Genomic DNA, 14,082 nt, shown 5'->3' with positions numbered 1-14,082 from the left:
TATCTCCTAATTTTCTCCATCTTTAAGTTTATATTGTGAACCTAAAAACGTCTCTTCAACTTCAATAAGTCCACAATTTTCAAGTTCTTTCAATTTTAAATTAAATTGATCTACTGTATAATTTACTGAATATTTTTCATAAATACTCCTAATTATTGAAAGGCTGTCTACCGATGTGGATATAGGCATATATTCTTTTACATAATTTAAAAATTTAGCATTATCTTTCAGTTTTATACTTGAAAGTTCATCAAACGGATTTTCCTTATGAGGTGATTGAGTATGTGCCGCTCTTATTCTGACATAAGAAGTTCTTCCCATTTTAGCAGATGATATAAATACATCACCGGTTGTGAGATATGGCAATCTTTTTGATTCATCGGTAGAAATATCAGTTTCTTCTCTAATAGTATCAATATCGGATGCCCTTACAGTTCTAAAAATAAATTTTGTATTTAATTGTGCAGTTATAGTTTCATCTAAAAGAGTCGGCCTCTGTGTCGCAAGAATTAAAAATACACCGTATTTTCTCCCCTCTTGTGCTATCTCCCTTAAAATAGATTTTGAAGGCGTATCATATCCTTTTGGAGCGAAATTATGTGCTTCATCCGTAACAATTATAAATGGCGGAAAAAATTCTGCCGTTTCCGCTCTGTATACAGATTCTCTATATTCTCTTCTCTCATAATACAACTTATTCAATAAGTATGTAGAAAATACTTGTATAATCCTTGTAGATCCTTGTATAACCATAAGGTTACCTGATTTAAGTCCATCTACAAGTTCTGTTATATCTCTATTAAAAATCCCCTCATTATATAATTTAGCAAGACGCCACATAACTCCTTTTACAGATTGTATTGGACAAGTTTTATCATATTTTAAAAATATTTTTCTTTTTTCTTCCCATTCTTCTTTTTCTTCCTGTTCTGCATAGAAAATCTTCTCATCAATTTTTTCAATTGAACCAACTTCTTGAGCTTCTATTAAATATTTTAGCTTATTAAAAAAGCTGAAATAATTGTTCCCCCTTACAAAAATTGTATCTACTGTGTTATTCATAGAATCAGTAAGCTGACTTGACGTATTCAAAAGATTTTTAATATCGGCAACTGTAAGTTCTTCAAATTTTATTCCAATATCGACACCTATCTGCAAAGCCGAAAATTTATCATTATAATCTCTTACGATATTTCCGCTTGATTTTTGACTAAATGACATTTCATAATGCGGATCAAGAACAATTGTAGGAATATTTTTTTGCATGATTTCTTCAAGAACAACTCTAAGTCCGAAACTCTTTCCGGAACCTGATCCTCCAAAAACTCCAATATGAGGATATTCGTGCATTGACTTATAATCAAACACATATGGTACATCTTTTTGATTTAAAAATTTTCCGTACTCAAATGTTTCAACTAAATTCTTATACTCATCATTCATATCATCTGTAAGTGAATCCGTATTTCTGATTACCCCAAGCAAAAGTCCGTCACTTGGACTTGTAGATATAATTAATTTTTTAACTTCAGAAAACTTCGGAACCCTAACACTGCTACCTGTAAGCACAGGATATAATGCTTCCTTTAACAGACGAAGTCTACCTATATATATAGTTTCATCATTTACGTCATATCCCATAATTCTAAGACTTTCAATAACTGAATTATCAATGAAATCTCCACCAATATTAAGCGGGATATATCTGTTAAAAGTTTTAGCTTCAACTATTTCTCCTACTAAATCTCCTTGAACTTCATCTTCAACGATTAAAAACTCATTCATCCTAAAGTTTCTATCTTTTGAACCTATATATACTTCTTGTCCTGTTGTAATTCCAACTACTTTCATAAACTTCTCCTATCTCTTTCCGATATAAAAAATCTTTCATATATATCTCTGTCTAAATATTCTTCAAGCATAGCTTTTATTATAGCATCTGTTATTTTAACCTCACTATCAACAATATCAAGCCATAAAGGAACTCCTCTTGAATTCTCCGGAGTCAATGTATATACCAAATTTGCAATATCCGTCAAATATTCTCTTTGACTTTCTATTAAATCAAGTCCTACCATCATAGCAGAGTTTGAAGTTCTGAGAAATGCACTCACAAGTCCTCCCTCCTGAAACTTATTATTATATGCATCAAAAACTTCAAAAATTTCTCCTTTTAAAAGTCTGCCATATAAAATTTCTCTATCATAGATATTTTCGGCTCTATTTACAGAACGTGAAATTATATTAGTCTTTAAATCTTTAATAACTCCGACTAAAATAACGTCATTTTTTTCAGCATTTTCAATAAGTTCATTATATCCGTCACTATTATTTATTTTATATCGTATAAGACCTCCGTCCATCATCAAAATCTTAGGTCTATGCTGTTCTATTGATTTTAATGCAGCTTTAAGTTCAATATCGGCAAGCATCTTATCTCTATTCTTATTTTCAAATTCCCTATTGTCAATAATTCCGTCTATCATCGGAGTATAACATTCATTTAAAAAAATTCTTTCTCCTACCGTCGGTTTTGCAAGAGCTTGGAATAATTCTATATAGTGCGGATACGCTCCCCCAACTCTGTTTGTAGAACCGTCTACTCCAACTACAAGTCCAAATTTTAAAAGCTCATCGCTTGAAAGTTTCTTGAGAGTTTTTATTTTTCCTGCCTTATTTAAAATTTCCGTCCTGAACTGATTCATATCCATAGAAAAAATTTCTTCATATTTATTTTTAAGCAATGTATTAATATTTTTTATTTCAGTTTCAATATCTTTTAAATTACTCATTAAAAACCTCTAAACTAATTTTATAAACTTCATTTTTAGATAAATTATATTCCTTTGAAACATCTTTTACAGCCTGAGATTTCTTAACTCCCGACTGAATTTTAGCTTCAAGTATTGACTTTATATCAATTCCTTCATTTTTCTTACAAAATCCCTCTACAACAATTACAAATTCCCCTTTTAAAGTTATATCATCAAAATTATTTAATATACTCTCCAATGATCCTCTATATGTAGTTTCATACATTTTTGTAAGTTCTCTTGAAATTGAAATTTTTCTATCTTCAAATATTTCATATAAATCATCTAACATTGCCTTTAATCTATGTGGTGCTTCATAAAAAATTAATGTGAATTTTAAATCCTTTATATTTTCAAGTTCTTTTTTTCTCAAGCTTGACTTTGAATTCAAAAAACCGTAAAAAATAAAGTGTTCAGTATCAAGTCCTGATAAAACAAGTGCAGTAAGTGCAGCATTGGCACCCGGTAAAACTTTAAATTCAATTTTTTCTTCTATAAGTTTTTTTACAAGCACCTCTCCCGGATCACTTATTCCGGGAAGTCCTGCATCAGTTACAACAGCTATATCATTATCTTTTGAAAGCTCAACTATATTTTCAGATTGAGAAACTTCGTTAAACTTATGATAACTTATCAACTTTTTTTTGATTCCATAACTATTTAAAAGTTTTAAGGTAACTCTTGTATCTTCTGCCGCAATTATATCTACTGAATTTAATACTTCAAGTGTTCTCTCCGTTATATCCTTTAAATTTCCGATTGGTGTAGGACAAAAATATATCATCTATATCTCCTCGTTATTATATATTTTTTCAAAGTCATGTGAAATTTTATCATTTTCATACAATACTAAGTCTTGTTCTATGTTAAATCCACATTTAGCTTGTTTAACTGCCTTTACTAAAATTAAACTCGCTTTTGAATTAAAATTCTTTTTTACAAATCTAATTTTTTTAGGTTCAATACTTGCATCTCTAAGAAGTATAAACAAATCTATCATTCTTTCAACCGCTATTACAATATAGATAGTTCCTCCATTTTTAAGCATATACTTAGCTGCATTCACAAAATCATCTAATCTCTCGCTATGTCTTGCTTTTGCAATAGTATCATTGCCGGCTCTCATTCCGCTATTGTAGTATGGAGGATTTATTACTATTGTATCCACACTCTGATGTAAAACAAAATTTTTAACATCCGATATATCAATATTGTAATTTATTATTTTATCATCAAGATGATTTTCTATTATGGACTTATTTAAAAGCTTTACTGCATTTTCATTTATTTCAAAATTTATAAATTTTGTTGCTTTATCAATAAGCCTTAAACACAAAATTCCTGTTCCGCTACCAAAATCCGCACAAACGCCTTTTACTTTTGCAAATGATGATAATATTAATGAATCAGTGCCATATTTAAAACTATTTTCATCTTGATAAATTATATATTTTGTTCCGGGTACATAATCTCTTTTCATAAAATTATTTTACCATAAAATTATATATTATAAATACAACTATATAAAAAAAGAGAAGTATTAAACTTCCCTTAATTTGCCTTTCCTGCCATCAAATAAAATTTTAAATAATAATAACTATCTTTTTGTTGTATTCCTGTAAGACTCAAATCAACAAAAATTATCTTATAATTTATTCCCTGTTCTCTTCCTTCTATAGAAAGGTCCTCAGGATCCACTATTTCATTTGATTTTTTAATTGCTTTTAATTTTTCAAATACATCCTTCACATTAAATGTAGTTAAATCAAATTTATTGTCCTTGTTAATATATCTGATTGTTACTTTTCCGTTATCTAAAGTAGCTTCATAACTTCCTATTGAACTTGTATTTGGCTCAGATGAATAGAATTCAAATTGCATTAATTTGGTATATCCTTCAATATTAATTGACGTGGAATTAGGCTCATAATAAAATATTTCATCGTTTTCTATTGCCTGTTCAATATTATCAAGCTTAAATCCAAATACCTTTTCAATATTTTCATTGTCAAACGTAAAATCATTAGGAATGTATTTTAACTCCCATGTTCTATGATTGTTAGACATATACTTCACAATTTCAATTATTTCTTCTTTTGCATCTTCTTCTACATTTGAATTTGGAATTATTTTATCTCCCTTAAGCATATTATTTTCATACAAAAGTTTATTCAATCTGGCATTTTGATTTGACGCCGTAACATTATATGCAGATACAGGTCCTACTGATGATAACAATATCAATGCACTTAATACAACCGGAATTGTTATATTTGAATTTTTATTGTAAAAAATGTAGTACAACATTGATATAAGACAAAATATTCCGCCAACTATTACAAAATATCTGTTCTCAGTTACTCCATATTGATATACTCTAATACCTATTGAATAAAACATCATACCGAGAAGCGGAATCATTGCAATCGGAAAAACTTTTCTAAAGCAATTTACAAAAAATATATCTCTTATTTTTCCAAGTATAAACAACAAAATTGTAGTAAGTATTGAAAACCATAATACTAAATTTGTCACAATTCCCGAAGGAATTTCTCGTATAAAAATAATCTTTGCAAAATACAAATAAATTATTATGGCATATACTGTAAATATCGGAATTAAAATATATGCTAATAATATTTTAATCGGTTTTGATATTTCATAGTTATCAAAAGAATCTCTGCACCTTGGTAATCCTGAAAGGAATATTCCGCAATTAAACGGTAAAAATATCAAAATTGCGGTATTAAAATAGACTTCTAAAGAAATTGAAATGCCAAATAAATGTTTAAAAGAATAATATATGACACTCATTCCAAAAAATAATACCAAAGAATAAAAAACTGATATTATTCCTGAACTTATAATCTTTAATGCATAAGCTATATAATCCTTATGATAAAATAATTTGGATATATATGCACAGGATACTACAAAAAATAAAAGTAGCCCAAAGTAAGTGTATCCTATCTCATATAAAAACAGTCCATTGTCTGAAAACAATACTCTTTCATAAATTCCATATAAAAACGGAAAATTTATAACATATGCAAAAATCTTAAATAATCTAAATCTCTTTAATTCTTCTTCATTCCTTACATTAGCTGAAAGTGACTCCGAAAATAATTTTAGAAATATAAAAGTTGCCGAAGACATTAATAAAAAATATCCTATTTTTGTATATGTCAAGTCAAGTCCTACATTATCTGCCCCGGTGGGAAAACTTCCCTTGTTTACACCAATTATAAAAAATAGTGCACTTAGCAAAATACAAAGCATAGCTATCGGAAATCTTTTTATGGAATAAAAAGATTTATTTATTGTATCTTTAAATTTATATATAACTTTCATAAAACCTCCATCTTAGAATATTTTAAACCAAAACGTAATATTTAACAATTAAAAAATATCTTTTTTACCACATTGTAACTATTTTCTAAGTATTTTATATATTTTTTTACCATTTTCTAAACAAAAATACATTATCTAAATCATAATCAAGCATAAAATAGACAATTTGTCCAAAATTATAAACATGTGATTTTTACTTTTCTATTTGAATAGAAATTTATATTTACAACGGAATTAACCATCTGACAGAATTTATGAAATAAAAAACGAGCCTGTAAAGGCTCAATAATATATTTTCATCAAATATAAACCATAGCTTGGTGCAGTAGGCCCCGCAGCCTTTCTATGTTTTTTATTTAACGCATACTTCATATATTCTTCTTCAAATCTTCCTCTTGCAATTTCCACCGCCGTCCCGACAATTATCCTGACCATATTCTTCAAAAAACTCTTGCCGTAAAAATCTATATATATAAAATCTCCATCTTCAACAACTTCAATTTTATCTATCCTTCTTATAGTGTCTTTAACTATGGCGTGTCTTCCCATAAATGTCTTATAATCATTTTCCCCTATTAAATAATTAAGTGTACTTTGCATTTTTTTAAGATTCAATTCATAGGGGAAGTGCATAGCTCTATTTCTATATAGAGGATTTCTATATTTCCCTCTATATATCACATATCTATAATATTTTCCCTTAGCGGAATATCTTGCATGAAAATCGTCATCCACATAACTTGCACCGACAACTGATATATCGTCCGGTAAATGAAAATTTATTACTTTCGGCAAATTTCCAATATTAATTGTAGTTTCAGAGTAAAAATTCACACACTGACCCATAGCATGTACTCCACTGTCTGTTCGTCCCGCTGTATATAATTTTATTTCATGCTTTACAGTATCCTCTATTGCATTTTTCAGAACGCCTTCAACAGTACTTGCTTGAGGTTGTATTTGAAATCCATGATAGCTGCTGCCATCATAGCTAACTATGAGTTTAATATTCATATATATCTCCATATAACTAAAACTATAATTAAAGCAAGATTAAGTGCAAATGCAATACTATCTATTTTTTTATAAGAAAGCTCTTTAAATTTTGTTCTTCCCTCTCCACCTCTATAACACCTTGCTTCCATTGCCGTTGCAAGTTCATCCGCTCTTCTGAATGAATTTATAAATAGCGGAACTAACAAAGGAACCAAATTTTTTGCTCTATTTAATACATTACCCGATTCAAAATCCGCTCCTCTTGCCATTTGTGCTTTCATTATTTTATCTGTTTCTTCAACAAGTGTTGGAATGAATCTAAGAGCTATTGTCATCATCATTGCTATTTCATGCGCCGGAACACCAATTTTTTTCATAGGCTTTAGAAGTTCTTCTATTCCATCTGTCATTTCAATAGGCGATGTTGTAAATGTGAGCATACTTGTCCCCATTACCAACAACATAAGTCTTATTGCCATTTTTATTGCCATATGAATACCCTGACTTGTAATTTTTATAAAACCTATTTTATATAAAATATCCCCGGGCATAAACAATACATTGACCACAAATGTTATTATCAATATCCATTTTAACGGTTTTACTCCTCTTAGCACCATTGAAAACGGTACATGTGATAATTTTATAACCATAAATAAATATGCACCCACTAATAAATATGGAGTATAGCTGTTGACAAAAAATATTCCCACTATGAATAGCAGCATAACTATTATTTTTGTTCTCGGATCTAATTTGTGTATTACTGAATTACTGGGATAATATTGACCGACAGTTATATCTTTAAGCATTTCTCTTACTCCTTAAAAACTTTTCTAATTCTAATTTCGCCTCTTCAACAGTTATACAGTCCGAATTTATATCCGCACCCCTCTTTTTAAGTTCTCTCATAAAAGAAGTTATCTGAGGAACTCCAAGTCCTATACTTACAAGTTCATCTTCTCTCTTAAAAATCTCTCTTGGGGTATCATCCATCATAACATGTCCCTTGCTCATGACAATTATTCGCTTTGCAATACTTGCCATATCCTCCATACTGTGAGAAACAACTAATATTGTAATTTCTCTGTCATGATATATTTTTTCTATTTCTCCTAAAATTTCATCTCTACCTGCAGGATCAAGACCTGCAGTCGGCTCATCTAAAATCAAAATTTCAGGTTGCATTGCAAGTACTCCCGCTATTGCAACTCTCCTCTTTTGACCTCCGGAAAGTTCAAATGGAGATTTATCCTTAAAATATTCATAATCAAGTCCAACAGATTCCATTGCATCTTTAACTCTACACTCTACTTCTTTTTCATTTAGTCCCTGATTTATCGGTCCAAATGCAATATCTTTACCGATAGTTTCCTCAAATAATTGATATTCCGGATATTGAAATACCAAACCGACTTTTTGTCTGACTTCTCTTAAAGAAACATTCTTATCAGAAATATTTTTACCGTCAATTATTATACTGCCGTCAGTAGGCTTTATAAGTCCGTTTAAATGTTGTATGAGTGTTGATTTTCCTGAACCGGTATGCCCTATAAGTCCAATGAAATCTCCTTTTTCTATGTTTAAATTTATATTTTCTATGGCATTTTTTTCAAATGCTGTTCCCATTCCATATACATGAGTTAAATTTTTTATCTCAACTAATGCCATATTTCACCTACTAATTCATCTATACTTAAAATTTCATTATTTATATCAAATCCGCTATTTTTTAATTCCCAAGCAAGTTCCGTAACTTGTGGAACATCAAGCCCTATTTTTTTTACTTCGTTAACATTTGAAAACACCTTTTTAGGAGTTCCGTCAAGTACAACTTTCCCCTTTTCCATAACTATGAGTCTGTCGCTTTTCGCCGCCTCATCCATATAGTGAGTAATTAATACTATAGTTTTATTTTGTGTCTTATTCAACATCAATATAGTTTCCATTACTTCTTTTCTTCCAACAGGATCAAGCATAGCAGTTGGCTCATCTAAAATTATATAATCCGGTGTCATTGCAAGTATTCCCGCTATTGCAACTCTTTGCTTTTGACCTCCCGAGAGCATATGAGGAGCATTTTTTCTGTAATCGTTCATTCCAACAGCCTCAAGAGAAAAATCCACCCTCTTTTTTATTTCATCTGACGGCACACCTAAATTTTCAGGTCCGAATGCAACATCTTCCTCTACAACGGTTGCAACCAATTGGTTGTCAGGATTTTGAAATACCATACCTGCAAGAGACCTTATCTTCCATAGATTTTCGTCATCTTTAGTGTTCATTCCATCTACAAAAACATCTCCGTCAGAAGGTAACAAAAGTCCATTTATAAGTTTTGCAAGTGTGCTCTTGCCGCTACCATTATGTCCGAGTATAGCTACAAATTCTCCTTTTTCTATGTTTAGATTTAAATTTTCAATTATATATTCAGAATTTTCCGTTTCATCATATTTGAAACTTACATTTTTTATTTCTATCATAATTTACCCCTTATTCCTCTAAATTAATAGTTTATTACAAGCAAATAAAGTTTTCAATACATTTATTAATTTAATAAAATTTTATCCTCTGAAATAAATTATTTAACTGAAACAAATTCATTATCCTCAATATAATATCTAAGCAAAAAATCTTTAGCCTCCATCGCATAGTCTATTCCTATGCGTTTTGAACTTATTGTTTTAAAATCAAAGTTATATCCGTCTTTTATGTATATTTCATTACCTAAAAGATCTTTTCCATAATCATTTCTATCTATTTTCATGGCTATAGTGAGTTTTCCCGGACCGTTGGTTAAATTTTTCTTTTGATAATTTGAAAGCTCTTTAAATTTTTTTCCAAATCTGTTTTTTGAAAATTCATCTATATTTTTAACAGGTTCAACCGCTCTTATAAGTACAGCCTCTCCTAATCCGACTTTATTTGTAACCACATTTACAAGATTATACATTCCATATGTAAAATATACATACAAATGTCCTGCTCTTCCATACATAACCTCATTTCTTAATGTTCTTCTTCCGTTAAATGTATGTGAGGCTCTGTCATCAAAACCAAGATATGCTTCCGTTTCAACTATTTTGGCTTCAAGTGTAACTCCATTATATTTTCTAACCAAAATTTTTCCCAAAAGTTCCCTTGCAACTTTATCCGTATCTCTATTATAGAAATTCCTATTTAACTTCATTTTCCATCTTCCATTTCTCATAATTTTTTATTTGCAATCTTATTTTTGAAATCAAATATGTCAATATTGTCAAATCATCCAAAAATCCTATTCCCAATAACATATCAGGTATTATATCCATCGGATTTAAAAGATATATGAATGCGCATATTATAAGCAGCATATCGGATTTTCTTATATTTTTATATCTTCCCCTTATAAAATCATAACACATTGAAATTAATAGAATAAGCTCAAATTTTATCTTTGAAAATTCATCTATGTTCAATCTACTGTGTTTAATTTTTTCAAGTAATTCAGAAAATTTATCTTTGTCATTATAAATTCTCTCTGCGGATTTTTTTAATCTCAATAATATTTTTAAAGGTATTTTCATAACAACTATCACCTCAACATATCTATTCCCCAAAGAAAAATTTTTATTCACAGCAAATATATGATATTATTTATATAATATTATAATTGATTTTAGGAGGTAATCATGATAAAAACATTGCTTTTTTTCATATTTGCTTTTTTAGGTTGGATGACTGAGGTGAGTTATACATACATTGATTCAAAAAATTATGTGAATGCGGGAGTCCTTAACGGACCGATATGTCCAATATATGGCGTCGGATTGATGTTGATATTGATTTTTATATATCCTCAAAAAAATTTTATGCTTGTATTTTTTGAAATTATGTTAACAGCAACATTTGTCGAATTGATTACAGGTATTATATTGGAAATGATATTTAAAAAGAAATGGTGGGACTATTCAGACAAACCTTTTAATTTCAAAGGATATATCTGTCTCAAATATTCTATTATGTGGGGTATAGGCGGACTTTTAATGTGCTATATAATTTTCCCTATAATTTTAAATGCTTCAAATTATTTTTGGAGTCTGCCGATTATAATTCCAAATTTAATTACATCAATAATTATAATTTTATTTTTAATTGATCTTACTGAAACTGCACTTACGGTTTTAAAACTCAGAAAGCACTTTTACGAGCTTGATAAAATTGCAGCAAATCTAAAGGTGATTTCAAATGACATAAGCAGCAAATTGGTTAAAAATATAGAAAATGTTGAAATCAGAACAACTGAAATTAAAGAAGATATCGAATTTATTTCAGAAAATAAACCTGCTGTAGATCTAATGCTTAAAAATTATAAAAATGAAAAATATAGAGAACTTGACAGAATTAAAGATAAATATAATAAACTTTTAAAAGCAAATCTGTTTAATCTTCCAAGGCATAAGAGACTTTTAAATGCATTTCCAAACTTAAAACGTGAACATAGTCGTTTAAAAGAATTTATAGAAAAAACCAAAACTGATATTAGATAGAGTAAAAGCTCCCTTTAAATATAAAAGGAGCTTTTATTTTTTATTTATTTATCCAACTTTCATCTTTCGGATTTTTTCTCCATGCCTCTAACATTTTCAATTCTTCATCATCAATATAATTGATTTCATTAGCTACATCTGAAAGTTCTTCAAAATTTGTCAATGAGTAGTGGACTATATTATTTTTCTTAAAATTTTCCTCCGCGTCGTGTAAATTATATGTGAATATTGAAACTATTCCCAAAACATCAAAACCTGCACTTTTTAAAGCAAGAGCCGCCTCAATTGAAGAGCCTCCTGTTGAAAATAAATCTTCAACTACTACAGTTTTTGCTCCCTCAATAATCTTTCCCTCTATTTTATTCTGTTTTCCGTGATCTTTATTTGATGAACGGACAAATCCCATAGGAAGATTTAATTCAGATGCTATTATTGCGGCATGAGGTATTCCGGCTGTTGCAGTTCCCATAATGTATTCAGCCTGCGGAAATTTTTCTTCAACTAATTTTTTAAGACCTTCTTCAACAACTTTTCTCTCCTTCGGATAGGAAAGAGTAAGTCTGTTATCACAGTATATCGGGGATTTTATTCCCGATGCCCAAGTATATGGTGCTCTCGGTGACAAAGTCACAGCTTTAATATCAAGTAAAATCTTTGCTACTTCTTTCATAAACTATTCTCCTAAAAACATTTTTCTAATTTCCTTGTATACTGAAACAGGATTTTCAGCTTTAGTTATAGGACGACCTACCACTATGTAATCACTGCCGAGCTCTCTTGCATCTTCAGGTGTTACAACTCTTTTTTGATCGTCACTGCTGTTTGTTTTTAATCTTATTCCCGGAGTTACACAAATAAATTCATCTCCCAATATTTCTTTTATTTTGGGAACTTCAAGAGCAGAGCATACTACACCTGTAAGCCCGCTTTCTTTTCCAATCATGGCATACTTAATTACAGTGTCTTTTACAGAATATTTATTATCAATTAAAATTTCATCGTGCATCATTTCATCTGAAGTTGATGTAAGCATAGTAATTCCAAGTGTAACTACATCTTTATTTATTTTTTTTGCTTCATCAACCGCACCTTTAAGCATTTCTCTTCCACCTGCAATATGATAATTTATCATATCTGTATTTAAACTCATAATTGAAATTGTCGCCTTGGCAACTGTATTTGGAATATCGTGAAGCTTTAAATCCAAGAAAATCTTATGTCCTCTTTTTTTTATTTCTTCTATAATTGAAGGACCTTCTTTATAAAAAAGTTCCATCCCAACTTTTACATAAAGTTTATCTTCAAACATATCAAGAAAATCAAGTGTTTTTGCTTTAGATTCAAAATCCAATGCTATTATTACATCTCTATTCATATTCTGCCTCCTTTATATTGATTTTACCATATTTGAAACTAATTTTGACATACTTTTATATTTTTATGCAAAAAATAACCACAGATTTCTCTGTGGTATTTTTTTATTTATCTTTTTGAATTGTTACTGTTTTATTTTCAGCATCCCACTCAATATTTTTTCCTTCCCCTTTATTTCCGTGAGTCAAGCCAAGAGCCTTTCCTACTTCAGAAATAGGAAGCATTGTTCTTCCATCTTTTATTTCAGGTTTTACTGTAAAAGTATGTTTTTCTCCATTTACATAGAATTCATCAGAGTCAATATTGATTAGAACTACATTACTTCCATTTGTAAAAGATGCCATTCTTGTAGTTTTGTTATAAGTTACTGTATATCCAAGAGCTTCTGCTACATAACGAACCGGCATCATTGTTCTGCCGTCTTTAATGTATGGCACAACATCCATATATTTTAGAGTTGATACTCCGTCTACTGTTTTTTCTATCTTGCTGCTTCCAATAGTAAATTCACTCTTGAATTTAGTTGATGTAGTCGTTGTCTTTGTTGTATCCGAACCTACTTTATAAGTTGAAATTGCATCTTTACTTGAATTACTTACATGAGTTGTAAATGTTAAAGTTTCTTCGGATTTCAATGCTCTATTTGTATAAATTACAAAATATCCGTTTGCATCTGCAGTTGCAGTTCCAAGTGTTGTTCCTGAACTATCCTTAACAGAAACTGAAGCTCCTGCATTTACATTATATCCGTTAATAAATGATGTATTCGGATTTGCATTAGTTACCTTTGCTTCCTTAGCTGTTTCATAAGAAGTATTATTATTAACTCCGCTTAGATAATACTTATCTGAAGTATATCCACTCTTTGTCGCAACTAAATATAGGTTTTTGTAATTTCCGTATCCATTGTTATATCCATTATTGTATCCGTTATAATCTGCAACTGTTGCATATATTCCGCTTAAAGATCCTTGGTAAGAACTGCTGAAACTGATATTATAGTTACCATAGCTGTCTGA

At 29.8% G+C, this 14,082-nt stretch carries 15 protein-coding genes; 1 reads left to right on the top strand and 14 read right to left on the bottom strand.

What is annotated here, in order from left to right; all coding sequences use genetic code 11:
- Positions 1-6: 6 nt before the first annotated feature.
- The 11 genes from M915_RS00075 to M915_RS07340 all read right to left on the bottom strand — a co-directional run bounded on the left by M915_RS00075 (position 7) and on the right by M915_RS07340 (position 10,726).
- Complete coding sequence (locus tag M915_RS00075; protein ID WP_036728154.1) at positions 7-1,851, bottom strand: ATP-binding protein; 1,845 nt, start codon at positions 1,849-1,851, stop codon at positions 7-9.
- Complete coding sequence (locus tag M915_RS00070; RefSeq protein ID WP_036728152.1) at positions 1,848-2,792, bottom strand: DNA double-strand break repair nuclease NurA; 945 nt, start codon at positions 2,790-2,792, stop codon at positions 1,848-1,850. The genes M915_RS00075 and M915_RS00070 overlap by 4 nt, the downstream gene beginning before the upstream one ends.
- On the bottom strand, positions 2,785-3,597 hold the full coding sequence (gene rsmI, locus M915_RS00065) for a 16S rRNA (cytidine(1402)-2'-O)-methyltransferase (protein WP_036728147.1): 813 nt from the start codon (positions 3,595-3,597) through the stop codon (positions 2,785-2,787). The genes M915_RS00070 and rsmI overlap by 8 nt, the downstream gene beginning before the upstream one ends.
- The gene (locus tag M915_RS00060; RefSeq protein WP_036728145.1) at positions 3,598-4,293 is read right to left on the bottom strand and encodes a tRNA1(Val) (adenine(37)-N6)-methyltransferase; all 696 of its coding nucleotides are present in this window, start codon (positions 4,291-4,293) and stop codon (positions 3,598-3,600) included.
- A 71-nt stretch (positions 4,294-4,364) separates the two neighbouring features.
- A complete protein-coding gene (locus M915_RS00055) occupies positions 4,365-6,164 on the bottom strand; it encodes a DUF4153 domain-containing protein (RefSeq protein ID WP_036728142.1) in 1,800 nt (599 codons plus the stop codon).
- A gap of 282 nt (positions 6,165-6,446) precedes the next feature.
- Positions 6,447-7,178: a tRNA pseudouridine(38-40) synthase TruA gene (gene truA, locus M915_RS00050; protein WP_036728138.1), complete on the bottom strand. Its 732-nt coding sequence runs from the start codon at positions 7,176-7,178 to the stop codon at positions 6,447-6,449.
- Entirely contained in the window at positions 7,175-7,972 is a 798-nt protein-coding gene (locus M915_RS00045; protein ID WP_009222577.1) for an energy-coupling factor transporter transmembrane component T family protein, read from the bottom strand. Before M915_RS00045 ends, truA begins: the two co-directional genes overlap by 4 nt.
- The gene (locus M915_RS00040) at positions 7,965-8,831 is read right to left on the bottom strand and encodes an energy-coupling factor transporter ATPase (RefSeq protein ID WP_009222578.1); all 867 of its coding nucleotides are present in this window, start codon (positions 8,829-8,831) and stop codon (positions 7,965-7,967) included. Before M915_RS00040 ends, M915_RS00045 begins: the two co-directional genes overlap by 8 nt.
- The gene (locus M915_RS00035) at positions 8,822-9,643 is read right to left on the bottom strand and encodes an energy-coupling factor transporter ATPase (protein WP_036728131.1); all 822 of its coding nucleotides are present in this window, start codon (positions 9,641-9,643) and stop codon (positions 8,822-8,824) included. Before M915_RS00035 ends, M915_RS00040 begins: the two co-directional genes overlap by 10 nt.
- A 98-nt stretch (positions 9,644-9,741) precedes the next feature.
- Complete coding sequence (locus M915_RS00030) at positions 9,742-10,350, bottom strand: DNA-3-methyladenine glycosylase (RefSeq protein WP_036728128.1); 609 nt, start codon at positions 10,348-10,350, stop codon at positions 9,742-9,744.
- Complete coding sequence (locus tag M915_RS07340) at positions 10,337-10,726, bottom strand: YkvA family protein (protein WP_081689711.1); 390 nt, start codon at positions 10,724-10,726, stop codon at positions 10,337-10,339. Before M915_RS07340 ends, M915_RS00030 begins: the two co-directional genes overlap by 14 nt.
- Positions 10,727-10,831: 105 nt before the next feature.
- Between M915_RS07340 and M915_RS00020 the strand changes: the two genes are divergently transcribed.
- A complete protein-coding gene (locus M915_RS00020; RefSeq protein WP_051259751.1) occupies positions 10,832-11,689 on the top strand; it encodes a putative ABC transporter permease in 858 nt (285 codons plus the stop codon).
- Between the two features lie 40 nt (positions 11,690-11,729).
- Here M915_RS00020 and pyrE read toward each other — a convergent pair whose 3' ends face one another.
- The 3 genes from pyrE to M915_RS00005 all read right to left on the bottom strand — a co-directional run.
- Positions 11,730-12,359, bottom strand: coding sequence for an orotate phosphoribosyltransferase (pyrE, locus tag M915_RS00015; protein WP_036728126.1), 630 nt, complete (start codon positions 12,357-12,359; stop codon positions 11,730-11,732).
- A gap of 3 nt (positions 12,360-12,362) precedes the next feature.
- Positions 12,363-13,064 carry an orotidine-5'-phosphate decarboxylase gene (gene pyrF, locus M915_RS00010; protein ID WP_036728123.1) on the bottom strand — a complete coding sequence of 234 codons (702 nt, stop codon included), beginning with the start codon at positions 13,062-13,064 and terminating at the stop codon, positions 12,363-12,365.
- Positions 13,065-13,167: 103 nt separating this feature from the next.
- On the bottom strand, positions 13,168-14,082 hold a 915-nt coding region (locus tag M915_RS00005), incomplete at its 5' end, for a stalk domain-containing protein (RefSeq protein ID WP_036728121.1).

Origin of the sequence: Peptoniphilus mikwangii, from assembly GCF_000468535.1 — a bacterium.
Lineage (GTDB): Bacteria > Bacillota > Clostridia > Tissierellales > Peptoniphilaceae > Anaerosphaera > Anaerosphaera mikwangii.
The sequence above is the reverse complement of the archived record's forward strand: the minus strand, read 5'-3'. Positions and strand labels throughout refer to the sequence as shown.

What these genes read in the sequence shown, in the direction of transcription:
- M915_RS00075 (WP_036728154.1), bottom strand. Translation starts at nt 1,851, where the DNA reads ATGAAAGTAGTTGGAATTACAACAGGACAAGAAGTATATATAGGTTCA.
- M915_RS00070 (WP_036728152.1), bottom strand. Translation starts at nt 2,792, where the DNA reads ATGAGTAATTTAAAAGATATTGAAACTGAAATAAAAAATATTAATACA.
- rsmI (WP_036728147.1), bottom strand. Translation starts at nt 3,597, where the DNA reads ATGATATATTTTTGTCCTACACCAATCGGAAATTTAAAGGATATAACG.
- M915_RS00060 (WP_036728145.1), bottom strand. Translation starts at nt 4,293, where the DNA reads ATGAAAAGAGATTATGTACCCGGAACAAAATATATAATTTATCAAGAT.
- M915_RS00055 (WP_036728142.1), bottom strand. Translation starts at nt 6,164, where the DNA reads ATGAAAGTTATATATAAATTTAAAGATACAATAAATAAATCTTTTTAT.
- truA (WP_036728138.1), bottom strand. Translation starts at nt 7,178, where the DNA reads ATGAATATTAAACTCATAGTTAGCTATGATGGCAGCAGCTATCATGGA.
- M915_RS00045 (WP_009222577.1), bottom strand. Translation starts at nt 7,972, where the DNA reads ATGCTTAAAGATATAACTGTCGGTCAATATTATCCCAGTAATTCAGTA.
- M915_RS00040 (WP_009222578.1), bottom strand. Translation starts at nt 8,831, where the DNA reads ATGGCATTAGTTGAGATAAAAAATTTAACTCATGTATATGGAATGGGA.
- M915_RS00035 (WP_036728131.1), bottom strand. Translation starts at nt 9,643, where the DNA reads ATGATAGAAATAAAAAATGTAAGTTTCAAATATGATGAAACGGAAAAT.
- M915_RS00030 (WP_036728128.1), bottom strand. Translation starts at nt 10,350, where the DNA reads ATGAAGTTAAATAGGAATTTCTATAATAGAGATACGGATAAAGTTGCA.
- M915_RS07340 (WP_081689711.1), bottom strand. Translation starts at nt 10,726, where the DNA reads ATGAAAATACCTTTAAAAATATTATTGAGATTAAAAAAATCCGCAGAG.
- M915_RS00020 (WP_051259751.1), top strand. Translation starts at nt 10,832, where the DNA reads ATGATAAAAACATTGCTTTTTTTCATATTTGCTTTTTTAGGTTGGATG.
- pyrE (WP_036728126.1), bottom strand. Translation starts at nt 12,359, where the DNA reads ATGAAAGAAGTAGCAAAGATTTTACTTGATATTAAAGCTGTGACTTTG.
- pyrF (WP_036728123.1), bottom strand. Translation starts at nt 13,064, where the DNA reads ATGAATAGAGATGTAATAATAGCATTGGATTTTGAATCTAAAGCAAAA.